This is a genomic window from Paenibacillus sp. BGI2013 (assembly GCF_002843485.1).
GTDB lineage: Bacteria > Bacillota > Bacilli > Paenibacillales > Paenibacillaceae > Paenibacillus > Paenibacillus amylolyticus.
The window spans coordinates 91,791-109,052 of record NZ_PJFA01000013.1; the positions used below are offsets into that span (position 1 = coordinate 91,791).

Here is a 17,262-nt window from a genome sequence, read left to right on the forward strand (position 1 = left end):
TAAGTTCGTGTTCAACCTCTTTAAAAGGATATAGCTAGTTTTACTTCCAGTATGCCTTCACTTGTCGAAACATCGGTTGCTTTCACAAACGAGAGGATTTTCTGTGGATAGAACCCAAGGTCAAATTCTCTTTCCAGCATTCGGCGAGTGGTGTCTGGTAATTCAAGCTGGTTGAATACAAGTTTGTCCACATGAAAACGAATGGAGTTTTGCGGTTCATTTTCAACCGTATAATGTCCTTCAATGCTTAATTGCAACTGATCCCGCTGACCGGAAGCTATAATCTTATCCTGATTAAACTGAAAGGCAAAGTCTTCAAAGATTGGATTTTGGGAACGTAGAAATGCATTAAGCTCATCCTGTCCAATTCGAATCGTATACGTTGTTCCAGTCGTGGATATTCCTCCGTTTTGTTTTTGGATAAAATCGGGCAGGTTCTGCATGGCAGATGCCAATGCTTTGAAATATCGTTTCACCTCATAGATGCCGATATTCTCCCAATAGAGGGTTAATTCATCCATCAGTTTCTGAATCGCTGCCGCATCTCCGCTGGTGGCTATTTGGGCATCCACTTCTTTTTCCAAGGCGACTACACGTTCCCGCTGGTTTTGAAGATTAGTCTTCATTTCGGTTAATTCTGTTGTAGTCTGACGAATCTGAGTGGAAGTCTGTTGCAGGGTGCGATAACGGTCCTGATACTTGTCCAGCACAGCCTGATCCCGTCCGATAATAATCTGGTAATAATCATACAGTACAAACAGGTCTTTGAATGACCTGGCTCCCAGGACCGTCATGAGGAGGCTGTCGCGTTCTCCTGTGTAGTAGGACCTCACTACAGCTCCGGCCCGATCTTGCTGAATATGTATCTGCTCTTCCTGTTCCTGCAGCTGGACGGATAATGTCTCGTGTTGTTGACCCAGCTGCTTCTGCCTTTCGGTGATGCGTTCGATTTCATGATCGATTTCAACGATGGATAGACTTTTTTGTAATATCTCACGTGTATCCTCAGGTGAAGACTCTCCATAGGCATAGGCTAAAGGTAGCTGGAGGAATAAAATGATGCATAATATAAAGGCGGAAATGCCGTGTTGATGTTTCACCGATCCATTCTCCTTTCCACTTCTTAAATGACAATCGTACAGGCTTGTTGTCTTCCAGACAATATATGAAACAAATACGTGAAATATCCTTAGTGGTTACATAACACCATGAGCATTCATTTAATCTGAACACAACAAAAAAGCAACCCGACAGATATCGGATCACTTTGATGCTGCAGGTGGATTAGAGCGGCAACCCCATTTCGAATACGGTCCAGTAGCTGAACCCCGTGAATGTTACGATCATATAACCCCAGAAGAGCAATATGTACGTTCGCTCGGTAAATTTCAAGTATCCCAAAATGACAAAAAACGCAGTCTGCAGGAAAAAAAGCAAAGCCATTTCGACCAGATCTCCTGCAAAAGCCATCAGGCCAATTGCAAGCGTGAAGAACCCGAGTACCCGAAACATGCGTGCCACGGTAAATCCTCCTCTCCTAAGTACGTTCATAGATTGTCTACACAACATTATACCGGGAAAGGAAAAACGTGTAAACAAATTTGGATATGAAAGCGAATTCTTTTTTTGCTCAAAGTAAGTATAGAAGGATATGTTTTACATATGTCACGTATGAGCAAGCCTGAATGTGGAAATACATTTTAGTATGAAATCAATTCTATGAACTCTATGAGAGGCATAAGAATGAATGAAGCAGCTTTTATACCTAATTCACATACCGGGCTTCCGGTAATGCGGACGGTTATTTTAGGATGTTGTTAGGAGGGTATTATAGCATGACTGCAGTGAGACAGGATGCTTGGAGTACAGAGGACGATTTGATATTGGCTGAGGTTACTTTGCGTCATATTCGGGAAGGCAGTACACAATTGGCCGCTTTTGAAGAGGTGGGCGAAAAAATAGGCAGAACATCTGCCGCATGCGGTTTTCGCTGGAACAGTTGTGTACGTAAAAAGTATGATTCTGCCATCAGTAACGCCAAGGCACAACGACAAAAACGAAGTTATCTCAGAAAGCAACCAGCTATGCTCGGACCGCAGGTTGCAGCACTGTCTACACTGGACACTGAAGAACATCTGTACAAATCAGATGGGATCTCAGACGATTCATTATCGATGGATGCAGTAATCCGCTTCCTGCGACAATGGAAGGGAACGGTGCAGGAGAGTAGTCGTCAACTCAAGATGCTGGAGAAGGAGCTTCGGGAGAAAGAAGATGAATTGCTTGAACTACGTCTTGAGAATGACCGTCTCTCCAAGGAAGTGAATGAAGTACAGACGGATTACCGTGTGGTGAATGACGACTACAAAGCTTTGATTCAGATTATGGATCGGGCTCGCAGACTCGCATTTTTGTCCGAAGAAGAAGAGGAACTTAAGACACGTTTCAAGATGGATGCCAACGGGAATCTGGAACGAATTGAATAACAAATTCAGACGTTTGATTTGTGAAAGTCAGGTATGAACCCGCCACACCTCCGTTACACAACGGCAGGTATGACGGGTTTTTAGTTTGGTGTTTTTGTTCTATTATAGATAATAGAAGGAGAAACTACTGAAGCGGAGAGGAGTGCATCATATGATCATTGACATCGTAGGAGCGGGGGCACTTGGTCTTTTGTATGGCGGGAAACTGCTGGCGTCAGGTAACCAGGTCAGATTTTGGACCAGAACAACAGCTCAGGCAGACCTCCTCAGCCATAATGGAGTAACCATTGTGGAACAAGACGAGGAGATACATATTCTACCGGATCAAATACAGGCGAAACCAATAAGTAAGCTGACTGACACATGGAAGAACACACAAGGAGAATGGTTACTGCTCATGGTTAAGCAGACAAGCATTGATGATTTCATTGATGAGATTAGTCCATTACAAGATCATGTGCTGAATGTCGCTTGTTTTCAGAATGGGATGGGCCATCTTACAAAACTTCAAGCAGCTTTGCCAAAGTCGTTTCTGTGTAGTGCGGTTACAACAGAAGGTGCGAAGCGAACACAAAGTCAGGTGACTCGTGCAGGTACAGGTGAAACTAGGCTGGGGAGGTACAACATACATATAGGAGCTTCTACCTCTATAGAGGAGCAGAGAACATTTACTCTGTCGGGATCGTTGCAGCAGGCAGGATTTGACTGTACAGTGTCGAATGAAATCGATAAGCTGATATACAGGAAACTATTGATTAATTCAGTCATTAACCCGCTCACGGCACTATGGCGAATCCCTAATGGAGAATTGATCGTCAAGGAAGAACGAAAGAGGCTAATGCGCCAGTTATATGATGAAGTATTGTTAATCTACTCTGCAAGTGGAATATGTTTGGATCAGGATATGTGGGATCAACTGATATCGGTTTGTCGTTCTACTGCCACGAATACTTCCTCCATGCTTGCAGATGTTCTCGCTGGACGTGGTACAGAAGTGAGGTCAATTAACGGTCATATTGTAAAGATGGCACAGAAGTTGGACCTTTTTGCACCTACACATGAAATACTGCTTCATCTGATTGAAGGAATGCAACCGGAAGGAGTGAATTAATGGGACTTTTTATTGTGTTGAGCATATTGCCCTTTTTTCCGTTCTTTCTTGTCTATTGGGGCATGTACGTATGGAAAAAAGACAAACGTAAAGCATTGCGAATGGCAATGGATGTAACCACTTTTTTTCTTGTATTTTCAGTTTCAGCGTTATTCAACTTAACATTTGATTCGAATTTTGGTTTTTATCTGACATTAATACTCATACTAGTAGCACTTGGATTCATCGGGGGTGCGCAAAATCGACTAAAAGGGAAGGTCGATAGGGGTAGAATGTTCCGGGCCGTATGGCGCATGTCTTTCGTTATCATGAGTTTCGGGTATGTTTTGTTTACTTTATTTGGATTATTTAGATACTTCATGCAACTGATGTAAGGTTACATAACGCAAAAGAGGCAAAAAATGTGTCGATTTTGTCGAAAACTGAAAAAAACATTACTTTCTGAAAAAGTAATGTAGATTTTTTTGACCGGTGGTTGTATAATCTATAAACATATAAACCATATCAATTTAGGGGGAACGTGTTAGATGAAAAGGAAAAGTCTATTAGTCCTTTTGACGCTGATTTTGGCGTTCGGTACCGTACTTGCAGCGTGCGGATCGAAAAACGAAGGCACAGGTAACACCGATACTGGTTCTGCAAACGAAGGAAATGGTCTTGCTAAAGATCAAATTCTGAAAATCAACCTGTCAGCTGAACCTCCTACGTTGGACCCGGCTCAAGCAAAAGACAGCCAAACCAACACAGTTCTGAAATTCTTGTACGAAGGTCTTGTACGCATTGATGCTGATGGTAAAGAACAAGCAGGCGTAGCTAAAGACTGGAAAATTTCCGAAGATGGTTTGAAATATGTTTTCAACCTGAACCCGGAAGCTAAATGGAGCAACGGTGATGCAATCACTGCCGAAGACTTTGTTCGTTCTTGGGAACGTGCTTTGAAACCGGAAACAGCTTCTCCATATGCATACCAATTGTACTACATTAAAGGTGCTGAAGGTTACAACCTCAGCAAAGATGAAACATACAAAGGTACTAAAGTCACAGATTTCTCACAAGTAGGCGTTAAAGCTAATGATGAGCACACATTGGAAGTAACGTTGGAAAACCCAACACCTTACTTCTTGGGTCTGACAGCATTCTACACGTACTACCCAGTACATGCATCTGCTGACACCAATGACAAATTCTTCACAGACTACAAAAACATGATCGTTAACGGACCATTTGTAATGGATCAATACTCTAAAGGTCAAAAAATTGTTGTGAAGAAAAACGATGGTTACCATGCAGCTGCCGATATTAAATTGGCTCAAATCGATATGTCTCTGACAAACAGCAGTGCTTCCGAACTGCAAGCTTACAAATCAGGACAATTGGACTACACTGGTGCACCTAACGGTGAAATTCCATCCGACCAAATTCCTTCTGTAAAAGCGGAATTGCCGGACGAGTTCAAAGCTACTGGTATTGCAAGTACGTACTACTATCAGTTCAACGTAAACGAAGCACCATTTAACAACGTAAAAATCCGTAAAGCATTTGCAATGGCAATTCAGCGTCAGCTGATTGTTGACAAAGTTACACAAGGTGGACAAATTCCAGCATTCGGCTTTGTACCTCCAGGTATCCGTGGTGAAAACGGCGAATTCCGTGATGAGCACAAAGACGATTACTTCACAGAAAATGTTGAAGAAGCTAAAGCATTGCTTGCTGAAGGTATGAAAGAAGAAGGTTACACAACATTGCCAGCTGTTACGTTGATCTACAACACTAGTGATGGTCACGCGAAAATCGCTTTGGCGGTTGCTGACATGTGGAAACAAAATCTTGGTGTTGATGTGAAAACAGAAAACCAAGAGTGGGGCGTATTCCTTGAGAACCGTCAAAACCAAAACTTCCAAGTAGCTCGTGCAGGTTGGTCTGCTGACTACAACGATCCATACAACTTCTTGGAAATGTGGACTACTGGAAACACAAACAATGATTCCAAATTCAGCAACGAACAGTATGACAAAGATGTTAAAGAAACTGTAAAATCTGCTGATCCAGCTGCACGTATGGCTGCATTTGCTGACGCTGAGAAAATCCTGATTCAAGATGAAATGGGCGTTATGCCAATCTATTATTACACTAACGTATCTTTGACTAAGCCTTACCTGAAAGGTGTACAACTTGATTTCAGTGGAGCTATTGACTACACTCGTGCATATCTGGAAGAGAAATAAGTTGTTCTGAAGTCTAATATGAATACTTCGGGATATATATGTGGAATTCCATATATATCCCGATTTTTTGTATGTGCACCGATTTTCCTTATAATTCTTGAAATTTCCGATAAATGGATTGGACTTTATTTCTGTCTAATTCTACAATCGATTTGTATACAAAATATTGTTTGTGGAGGTGTGCAAGGGTTGGTTAAGTATGTGTTGAAAAAACTATTATTTATGCTGCTATCGCTTTTCATACTCGCATCTGCAACCTTCTTCCTGATGAAGGCTATTCCGGGTGACCCTTTTACATCTGAGAAAAAAGTATCGCCTGAAATTCGGGTCTTGCTGGAACAGAAGTATGGATTGGACAAACCGATGTATGAACAATACCTGAAGTATATGGGTGGAATCATTAAGGGAGATTTCGGAGTCTCAATGAAATATCTCAATCGAGATGTAGCCGGAATGATCGGCGAAACATTCACCGCTTCGCTGAAGCTTGGAGTGTTTGCAATTGTTATCTCCATTATCGTGGGTGTTCTGCTGGGCCTTATTGCTGCAGTTTACCATCGTAAACTCATTGATGATATCACGATGATCCTGGCTGTCATAGGGATAGCTGTTCCGAGCTTCTTGCTTGCGTCACTATTGCAGTATCTCTTTGCTACTAAATTAGGCTGGTTTAACGTTATGGGCTTTGATGGTCCATTGGATTATGTTCTTCCGGTTGCAGCGCTATCTGCATCTCCGATTGCTTTTATCGCTCGTTTGACGCGTTCGAGCATGCTTGAAGTTTTACATGCAGATTATATCAAAACAGCTAAAGCCAAAGGTTTGAAATGGCCTGCAATCATGTTTAAACACGTTGTAAGAAACGGTATTCTACCAGTAGTAACTTATGTTGGTCCAATGACAGCGAATATCATCACAGGTTCCGTTGTAATTGAACAGATCTTTAACATCGGGGGAATTGGTAAAGTATTCGTAGAGAGTATCACAAACCGTGATTACACTATGATCATGGGGATTACGATTTTCTATGGTATCCTCCTGATGTTGGCTCGTTTCTTTACGGATATCGCTTACGTGCTGATTGATCCTAGAATTAAGCTGGAAAGCCGGAAGGGGGCATAACGTTGTCTGGCACGAATAATAAAAAGAATGAAACGGCGAACACGAACCTGACTAGTCAGGCAGCGGTTAAACCGCAAGAAAGTGTATCCCTTTTTAAAGATGCCATGTACAGACTTGCAACCAATAAGGCTGCAATGATCAGTCTGAGCGTGTTGGTTCTTGTCGTGATTTTCTCTTTGATTGGTCCAACTTCTTTGTTTACAAGTTATAATTATTATTCCAATGATTTGTTGAATGCCAATGCAGCACCGAGTGCGGAGCACTGGTTCGGTACGGACGAGCTTGGTCGCGACGTGTGGGTAAGAACTTGGGTAGGAGCACGTGTATCCCTTACTGTAGGTTTGGCCGCAGCCTTGATTGACCTTGTTATCGGGGTTATTTATGGAGCGATCATGGGTTTCTATGGTGGACGTGTAGATGGAATTATGAACAAGTTTTCCGAAATCCTCTACTCCTTGCCGTACATGCTTGTTGTAATTTTGTTGCTGGTTGTACTGGAACCAAGTCTGACAACGATTATCATTGCCCTCACCATCACAGGCTGGATCAGCATGTCATGGATTGTGCGTGGTGAAATTATGCAACTCAAAAACAGAGACTTTATTCTTGCTGCAAGGTCCATGGGAGCAAGCACAGGGCGTCAATTGTTCCGTCATTTGTTGCCCAATGCAATAGGACCGATTCTTGTAACATTGACGTTGTCCATTCCAAATGCAATCTTTGCTGAAGCGTTCCTGAGCTTCCTTGGATTGGGTGTATCAGCACCAAGATCTTCACTTGGTTCTATGATCAATGATGCACTTACAGGCTGGACGCTATTCCCGTGGCGGATGTGGTTCCCAGCAGGTCTGATGGTTCTTACAATGCTTGCATTTAACTTGCTCGGAGACGGTCTGCGTGACGCACTCGATCCGAAATTACGTAAATAGAAACAGGAGGTGGGATTATGGAGCCGATTTTAACTGTCAAAGACCTGAGTGTGTCGTTCTCAACACGTTCTGGTGAATTTGATGCCGTTAAACATGTGAGTTTTGAACTTGGCAAAGGAGAGACGCTGGGGATCGTAGGTGAATCGGGTAGTGGTAAGAGTGTTACCGCCCAAACCATCATGAAATTGATTCCCTCCCCGCCTTCGAAGGTCAAAAGCGGAGAAATTACTTTTCACGGGCAAGACCTGCTGAATAAGACAGACAAACAAATGGAAGCGATTCGTGGTAAAGATATCGGTATGATCTTCCAAGATCCAATGACTTCATTGAATCCTACCATTAAAATTGGTAAACAAATTACTGAAGTATTGCGCAAGCATCAAAACATGTCCAAACAAGCGGCGAATAAAGCGGCTTTGGAGATGCTGGAACTTGTAGGTATTAAAAATGCGGCTATTCGCATGAATCATTATCCTCACCAATTCTCTGGTGGTATGCGTCAGCGTGCCATGATTGCGATCGCGCTTGCATGTCGTCCATCCCTTCTGATTGCGGATGAGCCGACAACTGCACTTGACGTTACAATTCAGGCTCAAATTCTGGATGTCATGAAAGACATGCAGCAAAAGCTTGGAACATCGATCATGCTGATTACGCATGACCTTGGTGTCGTAGCGGGTATGTGTGACCGTGTTGTTGTTATGAAGGAAGGCGAAGTTGTTGAAACAGGAACAACTGCAGAAATCTTTAGTAACCCTCAACATCCATACACCATTAAATTGCTGAATGCCTTGCCACGTCTGGACGAGCCCAAAAAGGAAAAACCAGCTCCAGCTGGTATTATCAAAGGCAGCAATAAGCCTCTGGTACAAGTGAAAAACTTGAAACAGTACTTTAATTTGGGTAAAGGTAACATTCTCAAAGCGGTCAATGACGTAAGCTTTGATATCTTTGAAGGTGAAACACTTGGCGTTGTAGGCGAGTCTGGCTGTGGTAAATCCACAACAGGTCGTACCATTCTGCGTCTTTATGAGCCAACTGGCGGAAATGTTAACTTCAACGGAACGGATATCTACAAGTTGTCCCCGCGCAAAATGAAAGAAATGCGTAAAGATATGCAGATGATCTTCCAAGATCCATATGCATCTCTTAACCCGCGTTTCAATGTTATGGATATTATCGGGGAGTCACTCGATATTCATGGTCTGGCTTCCAGCTCTAAAGAGCGCAAGAGACGAGTGGAGGAACTGCTTGATCTGGTAGGTTTGAATCCAAGTCATGCACTTCGTTATCCACATGAATTCTCCGGTGGTCAAAGACAACGGATCGGGATTGCGCGTGCGCTTGCTGTAGACCCTAAATTCATCATCTGTGATGAGCCATTGTCTGCACTGGATGTATCCATTCAGGCGCAGGTCGTTAAATTGCTTGAAGAGCTTCAGCAACGTCTCGGCTTGACATACCTGTTTATTGCGCATGACTTGTCAATGGTTAAACATATCAGTGACCGTGTAGCTGTAATGTACATGGGTAAAGTGGTTGAGCTCGCAGAAAGTGAAGAACTATATGCGAACCCTGTCCACCCTTACACCAAAACATTGCTTTCCGCGATCCCTGTACCTGATCCGGAAGTGGAAGCGAACAAACGTCGCATCTTGCTGCCAGAAGAGCATATGAGCCCGATTCAGAACGGATCTGGCGGTCCTGCAAATGATCCGTACAACCTGGAAAATTCTCAATTGATTGAGGTTTCCAAAGGTCACTGGGTTGCAGAACCTTACGTATAATAGGAATATTAAAGCGATATGCTATTATTGATGTATTAAATGCCGCCGACTCGTTCGGCGGTTTTTTTCGTATTTTAATTACTTTCTTTTGACGAAGCGGCCCTGAATTCGGTACAATCAAGAAAGGCTCTTTGAAGCAGAATAGGAGGCAGACCTCATGAACGGTATTACCGAGGCACTCCGCAGCGGATCAAGACTTGCAGAAGATTATATCTGTTCAAGAGATGCTGCGCGTGGCCTTTACGAGTATGACATTCGCTGGGAATCAGGACTTCAGGCGCGTGCCGAGTGGCTGGACCAATCGGAAAACACACGTATTGATCGTCGTGATCTGGCAGAGTATTTACGTATATATAATAAGCGGGTGAACGACCATGGAGAGGTTCATGCGTCCATCACACGTCTTGCAGAACAAGATGCACTAGTGGTTACAGGAGGACAGCAGAGCGGTCTGCTCACCGGACCACTGTTCGTCATATACAAAGCCGCCAGCGTAGTGGCAGCTGCGCGTGAAGCGGAAGAAAGACTTCAACGCCCGGTAGTCCCAGTATTTTGGATTGCCGGTGAAGACCATGACTGGGATGAGGTTAACCACACATATCTACCTGATCGTCAGGGAGACATGAACAAGGTTAAGTTACAAGGACGATTCGCAGGAAGGGATTCTGTGAGTAATGTTCATGTGGATACGCAGCAGTGGATGAATGTACTCGAACAGGTGGAACATCTTTTACCTGATACGATACATAAACCAGGACTGATGAAATGCATCACAGAGATCCATCAATCCAGTTCAAATCTGAGTGATGCATTTGCCCGCATGATATCTGCTTTGTTTGCCAGCAGTGGACTTGTTCTAATGGATGCATCGGATCCAGATTTACGCAGGTTGGAACAGCCCGTGTTTGAGCGGTTGATACGAAAAAATGAAGTGCTGCGCAGCGCATACACTCAAGGTGCTTCGCTGGTACAACAAGCTGGTTATGCTATGCCTGCCGAAGTGGCGGAGGATGGAGCTAATCTGTTCTACATTCATGAAGGTACGCGTCTGCTCTTGTTGTTGAAGGACGGTTTATATAGTGATCGCAAAGGTTTGGTTTCTTTCTCAGAGGAACGTTTGCTTCAGGAACTGGGAGAACATCCGGAGCGCTTCAGTAACAACGTATTGACACGACCATTAATGCAAGATTCCGTGTTGCCTGTAGCCGCTGTTATTTTGGGGCAAGGTGAAATTGCATATTGGGGTTTGACTCGGGAAGCATTCCGTCAGTTCGGCCTGCAAATGCCCATTTTGTTGCCGCGGTTGTCTTTCACCATTATGGAAGATATTCATCACAAACATATGAAACAATATGGACTTTCTTTTCAGGATGTTCAATATCATATGGAAGAAAAGAAGGAGCAATGGCTCGCACAGCAGGAGACGTTCCAGGTAGATGAACAGTTTGACAAGGTTCAGGAAGCGTTTCTTGATCTGTATGGACCGTTGCTAGATGAGATCGCGGAGATTCATCCGGGGCTGGAACGAATTGGCGACACCAATTTGAGTAAAATCAACGAGCAAATGCAGTATCTGAAACAACAGACTCACAAAGCTATCGAAGATAAACACAATGTGAGTCTAAGGCACTGGAACGGCATTCAGAACTCCTTATTCCCAACGGGCAAACCACAGGAACGAGTACATAATGCACTCTTTTACCTGAATCGTTATGGCACCGAGTGGATCGATGAACTGATTAAGGCCTCAAGTGAATTCCTTGGAGAGCATAAGGTTATTGCACTGTAGAGCCCTTTATAATAGAAGAAACACATAAACGAGGAGGACGTGAAATGACTACACCTGCATTGCAAAACAGTATTGTTAAAGATATGGGACTCGCTTCAGAGGGTCACCTGAAAATTGATTGGGTAGAAGCGCATATGCCGGTACTGAACCGCATTCGTCGCCAGTTCGAACAGGATCTGCCCTTCAAAGGTTTGAAGGTTGCTATTTGTCTTCATCTGGAAGCGAAAACAGCTTACTTGGCAAAAGTGATCCAAGCCGGTGGAGCAGAAGTGACGATTACGCATAGCAATCCATTGTCTACACAAGATGATGTTTGCGCAGCATTGGTGGAAGACGGCGTTACGGTGTATGCGAAGTACAATCCGGAGCCTGCGGAATTCAAATCACTGCAACTGCGTGCGCTTGAGGTGAAGCCTGATCTCATTATTGATGATGGTGGAGACTTTGCAACCATTATTGCATCCGAGCGCCCTGACCTCGCAACAACCATTCGCGGAGGAGCAGAAGAAACGACAACGGGTATTATCCGTTTGAAAGCATTGGCGAAAGAAGGCCAATTGAAGTTTCCGATGGTTGCGGTTAATGACGCATACTGCAAGTATCTGTTTGACAATCGCTACGGTACTGGACAATCTGCATTCGACGGGATTATTCGTACAACTAACTTGGTTATCGCTGGTAAAAACGTAGTGGTAGCAGGTTATGGCTGGTGTGGTAAAGGTGTAGCGATGCGCGCCAAAGGTCTTGGTGCAAATGTGATCGTAACCGAGATCGATCCAATCAAAGCGGTAGAAGCACACATGGACGGGTTCCGGGTCATGACGATGGTGGAAGCTGCCAAATTGGGCGATTTCTTTATTGCAGTTACAGGCAATAAGGATGTTATCACAGGGGAGCATTACGATGTGATGAAGGATGGAGCGATCCTGAGTAATGCGGGTCACTTTGATGTTGAAGTGAATAAACCTGAACTGGCTAAACGTTCCGAATCGATTCGCACAGTTCGTCGCAACATTGAGGAATATCGTTTCAAAGATGGTCGTAAAATGTACCTTCTTGCTGAAGGTCGTCTTGTGAACCTGGGTGCAGCAGATGGTCACCCTGCCGAAATCATGGATACAACGTTTGCTCTGCAGGCGCTTGGTCTGCGTTATGTAAGTGAGAATTATGAAAACTTGGGTAAAAACGTTGTTAATGTACCTTATGATATTGACCAGCAGGTTGCCAGCTATAAACTTGAAAGCCTGAATATTGGCATCGACTCCTTGTCAGCTGAGCAAGAGAAATATCTGGATAGCTGGAAATTTTAAGCACTATCCAATAATTACAAGCTGATGAAATGATTCAATAGGTATAGAATGGTTTATTGATGATATGGCTCATGTGCGGGTAGACATACGATTGCCCGTTTAAGGGAAGCGTCTTTGATCCTGAGTTACAGGATCAAGGACGTTTTTTTATGCTGAAAAATTAAAAAATCAAGTCATGCAAGAAGGGTTTTGATTTTTTTGTGCGAATCTATTATGCTTAGGTGGTGGAAAGTGGGGCAAAGTGGGAGAAACGGGTGAGGAGTGAGTGGGCCAATGTTTATGGGGGAGTTCCAACATAGCATTGATGATAAGGGTCGGGTTATCATTCCGGCTAAATTCCGCGAATCTCTGGGACCGTCTTTCGTTGTCACACGGGGTTTGGACCAGTGTCTTTTCGTGTACCCCATGGAGGAGTGGGGGGTCATGGAACAGAAGCTCAAAGCACTGCCATTGATGAAATCTGATGCACGTGCGTTTACCCGGTTTTTTTTCTCGGGTGCAACCGAATGTGAACTGGACAAACAGGGCAGGGTAAATCTGCCGGGCAATTTAAGAGAGTATGCCAAGCTGGACAAGGATTGTGTTGTTCTTGGCGTGTCGAACCGGGTGGAGATTTGGAGCAAAGGCATATGGGAGAGTTATTTCAATCAATCCGAAGAAGCATTCAACGACATTGCCGAAAAGCTGGTCGATTTTAATTTTGATTTATAAAGTCAGGAGGGGTGCAGGTTGTTTCACCACATAACCGTACTCAAAGAAGAGGCAACAGAGGGATTAAACATCAAGCAGGACGGTATATACGTGGACTGCACTTTAGGCGGTGGCGGACATAGCTCCGTGATTGCTTCCAAGCTCGGTCCAGGGGGACGTCTGATCGCACTTGATCAGGATGATTGGGCTTTGGATAATGCTCGCGAGAAGCTCGCAGCTTATGGAGAACGTGTAACATTGGTGAAAACCAATTTTCGGGATCTGGAACAGGTACTCAAGGATCTGGATGTACCAATGAAGGATGGTGTACCACAGGTCGACGGTATTTTGTACGACTTGGGTGTGTCATCCCCGCAATTTGATGAAGGAGAACGTGGATTCAGCTACAATCACGATGCTCCGCTCGATATGCGAATGGACCAGGATGCAATGCTGACGGCCAAAGAGATTGTGAATGAGTGGCCAGAAGAAGAGATTGCTCGAATTTTGTATCGCTATGGTGAAGAGAAGTTTTCGAGAAGAATTGCCCGTGTTATCGTGGGAAAACGAGCGCAATCTACCATTGAGACGACAGGTGAACTCGTGGAACTGATCAAGGAAGGCATCCCGGCGGCAGCTCGCCGTACAGGTGGACATCCTGCCAAACGCAGCTTCCAGGCATTACGCATTGCCGTCAACGATGAGTTGGGTGCGTTTGAAGAAGGCTTACATCAGGCTGTTCGTTGTCTGGCACCAGGAGGACGTGTATCTGTTATTACCTTCCACTCCCTTGAGGATCGGATATGTAAACAGATTTTCAGCAGTTATCTGGAAAAATGTACATGTCCACCCGATTTTCCGTTGTGTGTATGCGGCGGCAAGGGGAGCCTGCGTTTAGTTAACAGAAAACCGTTGATTCCAACGGAAACGGAATTGACCGAAAATTCACGTGCTCGTTCAGCCAAACTGCGCGTAGCCGAGAAATTGTAGATCAAGAGTGGAGGAGAGAATCGGAGTATGGCATATACACGTGGTAATCTCGCTGTAAAAGAAAAAGCGTCCCAGGAACGTGTGACCCAGCAACGATACAAAGAAACCACCAAAGTGGTGACCCGTCGTACGGGTCTTCCGGCACGCGAGAAAATTTTGTATCTGATTACCCTGGTTGCAGTTATCCTTGTTGGAGGAGCCTTGATGTCTCGTTATGCTCATATCTATGATTTGAACAAGCAGGCGCAGTCCACTATTTCGGATATTAAGGGGTATGAAAAGACGATTGCAGACCTGCAGGTGGAAAAAGAAACATTGAACAACCAGGTCATCGAAAATGCAAAACAACTTGGTTACGTTGAAGCTTCCGGTAAGGATGTCATTTATGTACCTCGCTCAACAAGTACGAAATCAACTGGTACTGAGTCGTCCTCGAATACAGGAAGCAGTAAGTAAAGAGGTGTTCCGATGATAAAAAGAATAAAGATGCGCACGTTGCTTATAGGGGGATGTATTACCCTCTTTTTTCTTGTACTCGTAACCCGAATCTTTTTCATTCAAGTTGTGAATGGCGGTGTATGGCAGGAACGGGCAGCCGGTTTGGTAGAGCGGGAACAGACGATTAAGGCTGCACGTGGAACGATTACGGATCGAAATGGTAATATTTTGGCTACCGATGCCCCTGCGTATACGGTTTCCGTTAATCCCCTCTTGATCGATGAACTCGGCATACAGGATGTTGTTACGGAGAAGCTCTCTGCCCTTCTAGGGAAAAATGAGAGTGAGATGCGTACTCTAGTTACAGCGAAGAATAAAGATGGTGATTTTTTTCAACAACGTGAAGTACGCAGTGAAGGATATAAGATAAGTCCAGAGCTTGCGGAAAAAGTCAACGAACTGCGTGAGGAATTACAAGAAGAGTACAAGGCTCGTAATGCAATTGTGATGGCTCAGGAGTCGAAGCGTTTTTACCCTGAAGAAACACTTGCTTCTCACCTCTTGGGGTATATGAGCCGTGATGGGAAAGCTGTCAATGGACTTGAAGTCTCATATGATGAAGCACTGACAGGCACAGATGGATATCTGAATTATCAGAAGGATGCCAAAGGCATTAAACTTCCGGATTCACAGGATAACTATCTGCCACCTCAGAACGGTAAGAACCTTACGCTGACCATCGATGATACGATCCAGTTCTACATTGAGGATGCAATGAAAGAAGCCGTTGCCAAGTATAATCCACTGAGCATGACGGTCATTGCTGCGGACCCAAACACGATGGAGATTCTAGGGATGGCGAACTGGCCAACCTTTAACCCGAATACGTATGGGAGTACACCTGATCAAAAGAATTTTATCAACCATGCTACCCAATCCATCTATGAGCCAGGTAGTACATTCAAAATAGTTACTCTAGCAGGGGCTGTTGAAGAAAAACTCTTCGATCCCAATGCAAGTTTTGAATCCAAACGCATGTATATCGGTGGTTTCCCGATTAGTGATAATGGTCATTCCTATGGTTGGATCTCGTATCTCGAAGGTGTCAAACGGTCAAGTAACATTGCTTTTGTTAACTTGGGTTACAACATGCTTGGCGGTGAACGTCTGCGTCATTACATAGACGAATTCGGTTTCGGCAAAAAGACGGGTATTGATCTGCCAAATGAGGCAGCGTCCCCGATCAAGCCACTGGTTTACAAATCCGAGATTGCTACGGCAGCCTATGGGCATGGTCTTGTACAGGTAACACCAATTCAACAGGTCGCAGCCATCTCTGCGATTGCCAACGGCGGCAAATTGTTGGAGCCACATCTGGTGAAGGAGATCAAGAACCCGAATGATGGAACAACGGAAGTCATCAAACCTAAAGTTGTCCGTCAGGTGATTTCCAAGGAATCTTCCAAACTGGTGAGCGGTTATCTGGAACAAGTGGTTGCAGATCAGACGATTGGTACCGGTCGTAACGCCTATATTGAAGGTTACCGTGTAGCTGGTAAGACAGGTACAGCAAGAAAGGTTGTTAACGGAGCATACAGCAAGTCAAAAGACGTTGTATCGTTTATTGGATTCGCGCCCGTGAATAATCCGAAGATTGCTATACTTGTTGTCATTGACCAACCGGATGGAACCAACATTGGGGGAGGAACCGCAGCTGCGCCGGTGTTCAAAAAGATTGTCAGCCAGACTCTTCAATACATGGGAATACCCAAAGATACAGCCAAAACTCCTGACAAAAAGTCAAAAGAAGTCTCTGTCGTGCAAGCCAAGGCGCCTGACTTGAGTGGCAAGACAGCCAAACAGGCCAGAAGCCAGCTTCTAAGCGCAGGTATTGCTTATGTGACTCTTGGTCAAGGTGATAATGTAATTCGGCAGTATCCGGTTGCTGGCGCCTCTATGAATCCAGGCCAACGAATCTATCTGCTAACGGAAGAAAGCAGCAAGATGAAGATTCCCGATCTAACAGGTGAATCTCTCCGGGATGCCCTTGAAGTACTTTCTCTCATGAAAGTGGGGGTTACGGTCAAGGGCGAGGGTTATGTCATGAAGCAAACCGAGCAGGTTGCAGGTGAACAGAGAACTGTACAGCTGAACTTGCAAACTGCCAAAGCTGCAGTGACAGGTATAGCCGATGAAGCTCCAATCTCTTCTGATCCGTCATCAGAAGCTGAAGTGAAGGAACAAGAGGCTTCGGGCGGAGAAGCTAAAACCGACGAAACAGACGAAACAGATAACAACAAGGCTCCTACCAATGAATCCGAATCCTCTGACGATCCAGCAACAAACGGAGCTACACTTCCTTAGGGAGCTCTGACAGCTTGTTCT

General features: G+C 44.5%; 15 protein-coding genes. 13 read left to right on the forward strand and 2 right to left on the reverse strand.

Going from position 1 to position 17,262, the window contains the following annotated elements:
* Window positions 1-20 precede the first annotated feature (20 nt).
* Window positions 21-1,100 (reverse strand): coiled-coil domain-containing protein, encoded by a 1,080-nt coding sequence (locus CXK86_RS25410; protein ID WP_076250733.1) that lies wholly within the window; start codon window positions 1,098-1,100, stop codon window positions 21-23.
* A gap of 184 nt (window positions 1,101-1,284) precedes the next feature.
* Complete coding sequence (locus CXK86_RS25415; RefSeq protein ID WP_017687281.1) at window positions 1,285-1,521, reverse strand: DUF2626 domain-containing protein; 237 nt, start codon at window positions 1,519-1,521, stop codon at window positions 1,285-1,287.
* Between the two features lie 314 nt (window positions 1,522-1,835).
* Between CXK86_RS25415 and CXK86_RS25420 the strand changes: the two genes are divergently transcribed.
* From CXK86_RS25420 to CXK86_RS25480, 13 genes are all read left to right on the forward strand, one after another.
* Window positions 1,836-2,486 (forward strand): RsfA family transcriptional regulator, encoded by a 651-nt coding sequence (locus CXK86_RS25420; RefSeq protein WP_036674824.1) that lies wholly within the window; start codon window positions 1,836-1,838, stop codon window positions 2,484-2,486.
* A gap of 151 nt (window positions 2,487-2,637) precedes the next feature.
* Entirely contained in the window at window positions 2,638-3,597 is a 960-nt protein-coding gene (locus tag CXK86_RS25425; RefSeq protein WP_076250734.1) for a ketopantoate reductase family protein, read from the forward strand.
* Window positions 3,597-3,971 (forward strand): DUF3397 domain-containing protein, encoded by a 375-nt coding sequence (locus CXK86_RS25430; RefSeq protein ID WP_036674826.1) that lies wholly within the window; start codon window positions 3,597-3,599, stop codon window positions 3,969-3,971. The genes CXK86_RS25425 and CXK86_RS25430 overlap by 1 nt, the downstream gene beginning before the upstream one ends.
* A 153-nt stretch (window positions 3,972-4,124) precedes the next feature.
* The gene (locus CXK86_RS25435) at window positions 4,125-5,822 is read left to right on the forward strand and encodes a peptide ABC transporter substrate-binding protein (RefSeq protein WP_076250737.1); all 1,698 of its coding nucleotides are present in this window, start codon (window positions 4,125-4,127) and stop codon (window positions 5,820-5,822) included.
* Window positions 5,823-6,011: 189 nt separating this feature from the next.
* The gene (locus tag CXK86_RS25440) at window positions 6,012-6,944 is read left to right on the forward strand and encodes an ABC transporter permease (RefSeq protein ID WP_036614893.1); all 933 of its coding nucleotides are present in this window, start codon (window positions 6,012-6,014) and stop codon (window positions 6,942-6,944) included.
* 47 nt (window positions 6,945-6,991) lie between these two features.
* Window positions 6,992-7,873: an ABC transporter permease gene (locus CXK86_RS25445; RefSeq protein ID WP_370511422.1), complete on the forward strand. Its 882-nt coding sequence runs from the start codon at window positions 6,992-6,994 to the stop codon at window positions 7,871-7,873.
* A 17-nt stretch (window positions 7,874-7,890) separates the two neighbouring features.
* On the forward strand, window positions 7,891-9,660 hold the full coding sequence (locus tag CXK86_RS32920; RefSeq protein ID WP_036614890.1) for an ABC transporter ATP-binding protein: 1,770 nt from the start codon (window positions 7,891-7,893) through the stop codon (window positions 9,658-9,660).
* Window positions 9,661-9,817: 157 nt separating this feature from the next.
* Window positions 9,818-11,449 carry a bacillithiol biosynthesis cysteine-adding enzyme BshC gene (gene bshC, locus CXK86_RS25455; RefSeq protein ID WP_036674828.1) on the forward strand — a complete coding sequence of 544 codons (1,632 nt, stop codon included), beginning with the start codon at window positions 9,818-9,820 and terminating at the stop codon, window positions 11,447-11,449.
* Between the two features lie 44 nt (window positions 11,450-11,493).
* Window positions 11,494-12,759: an adenosylhomocysteinase gene (locus tag CXK86_RS25460; RefSeq protein WP_036674829.1), complete on the forward strand. Its 1,266-nt coding sequence runs from the start codon at window positions 11,494-11,496 to the stop codon at window positions 12,757-12,759.
* 273 nt (window positions 12,760-13,032) lie between these two features.
* Window positions 13,033-13,470: a division/cell wall cluster transcriptional repressor MraZ gene (mraZ, locus tag CXK86_RS25465; RefSeq protein ID WP_017687291.1), complete on the forward strand. Its 438-nt coding sequence runs from the start codon at window positions 13,033-13,035 to the stop codon at window positions 13,468-13,470.
* Between the two features lie 18 nt (window positions 13,471-13,488).
* On the forward strand, window positions 13,489-14,439 hold the full coding sequence (gene rsmH / locus CXK86_RS25470; protein ID WP_101314793.1) for a 16S rRNA (cytosine(1402)-N(4))-methyltransferase RsmH: 951 nt from the start codon (window positions 13,489-13,491) through the stop codon (window positions 14,437-14,439).
* A gap of 27 nt (window positions 14,440-14,466) precedes the next feature.
* The gene (locus CXK86_RS25475) at window positions 14,467-14,895 is read left to right on the forward strand and encodes a hypothetical protein (protein WP_076250743.1); all 429 of its coding nucleotides are present in this window, start codon (window positions 14,467-14,469) and stop codon (window positions 14,893-14,895) included.
* A gap of 12 nt (window positions 14,896-14,907) precedes the next feature.
* Window positions 14,908-17,241 carry a penicillin-binding transpeptidase domain-containing protein gene (locus tag CXK86_RS25480; RefSeq protein ID WP_076250745.1) on the forward strand — a complete coding sequence of 778 codons (2,334 nt, stop codon included), beginning with the start codon at window positions 14,908-14,910 and terminating at the stop codon, window positions 17,239-17,241.
* Window positions 17,242-17,262: the final 21 nt, after the last annotated feature.

Coding starts and splice junctions, on each gene's coding strand:
- CXK86_RS25420 (WP_036674824.1), top strand. CDS start 1,836: ATGACTGCAGTGAGACAGGATGCTTGGAGTACAGAGGACGATTTGATA.
- CXK86_RS25425 (WP_076250734.1), top strand. CDS start 2,638: ATGATCATTGACATCGTAGGAGCGGGGGCACTTGGTCTTTTGTATGGC.
- CXK86_RS25430 (WP_036674826.1), top strand. CDS start 3,597: ATGGGACTTTTTATTGTGTTGAGCATATTGCCCTTTTTTCCGTTCTTT.
- CXK86_RS25435 (WP_076250737.1), top strand. CDS start 4,125: ATGAAAAGGAAAAGTCTATTAGTCCTTTTGACGCTGATTTTGGCGTTC.
- CXK86_RS32920 (WP_036614890.1), top strand. CDS start 7,891: ATGGAGCCGATTTTAACTGTCAAAGACCTGAGTGTGTCGTTCTCAACA.
- bshC (WP_036674828.1), top strand. CDS start 9,818: ATGAACGGTATTACCGAGGCACTCCGCAGCGGATCAAGACTTGCAGAA.
- CXK86_RS25460 (WP_036674829.1), top strand. CDS start 11,494: ATGACTACACCTGCATTGCAAAACAGTATTGTTAAAGATATGGGACTC.
- mraZ (WP_017687291.1), top strand. CDS start 13,033: ATGTTTATGGGGGAGTTCCAACATAGCATTGATGATAAGGGTCGGGTT.
- CXK86_RS25475 (WP_076250743.1), top strand. CDS start 14,467: ATGGCATATACACGTGGTAATCTCGCTGTAAAAGAAAAAGCGTCCCAG.
- CXK86_RS25480 (WP_076250745.1), top strand. CDS start 14,908: ATGATAAAAAGAATAAAGATGCGCACGTTGCTTATAGGGGGATGTATT.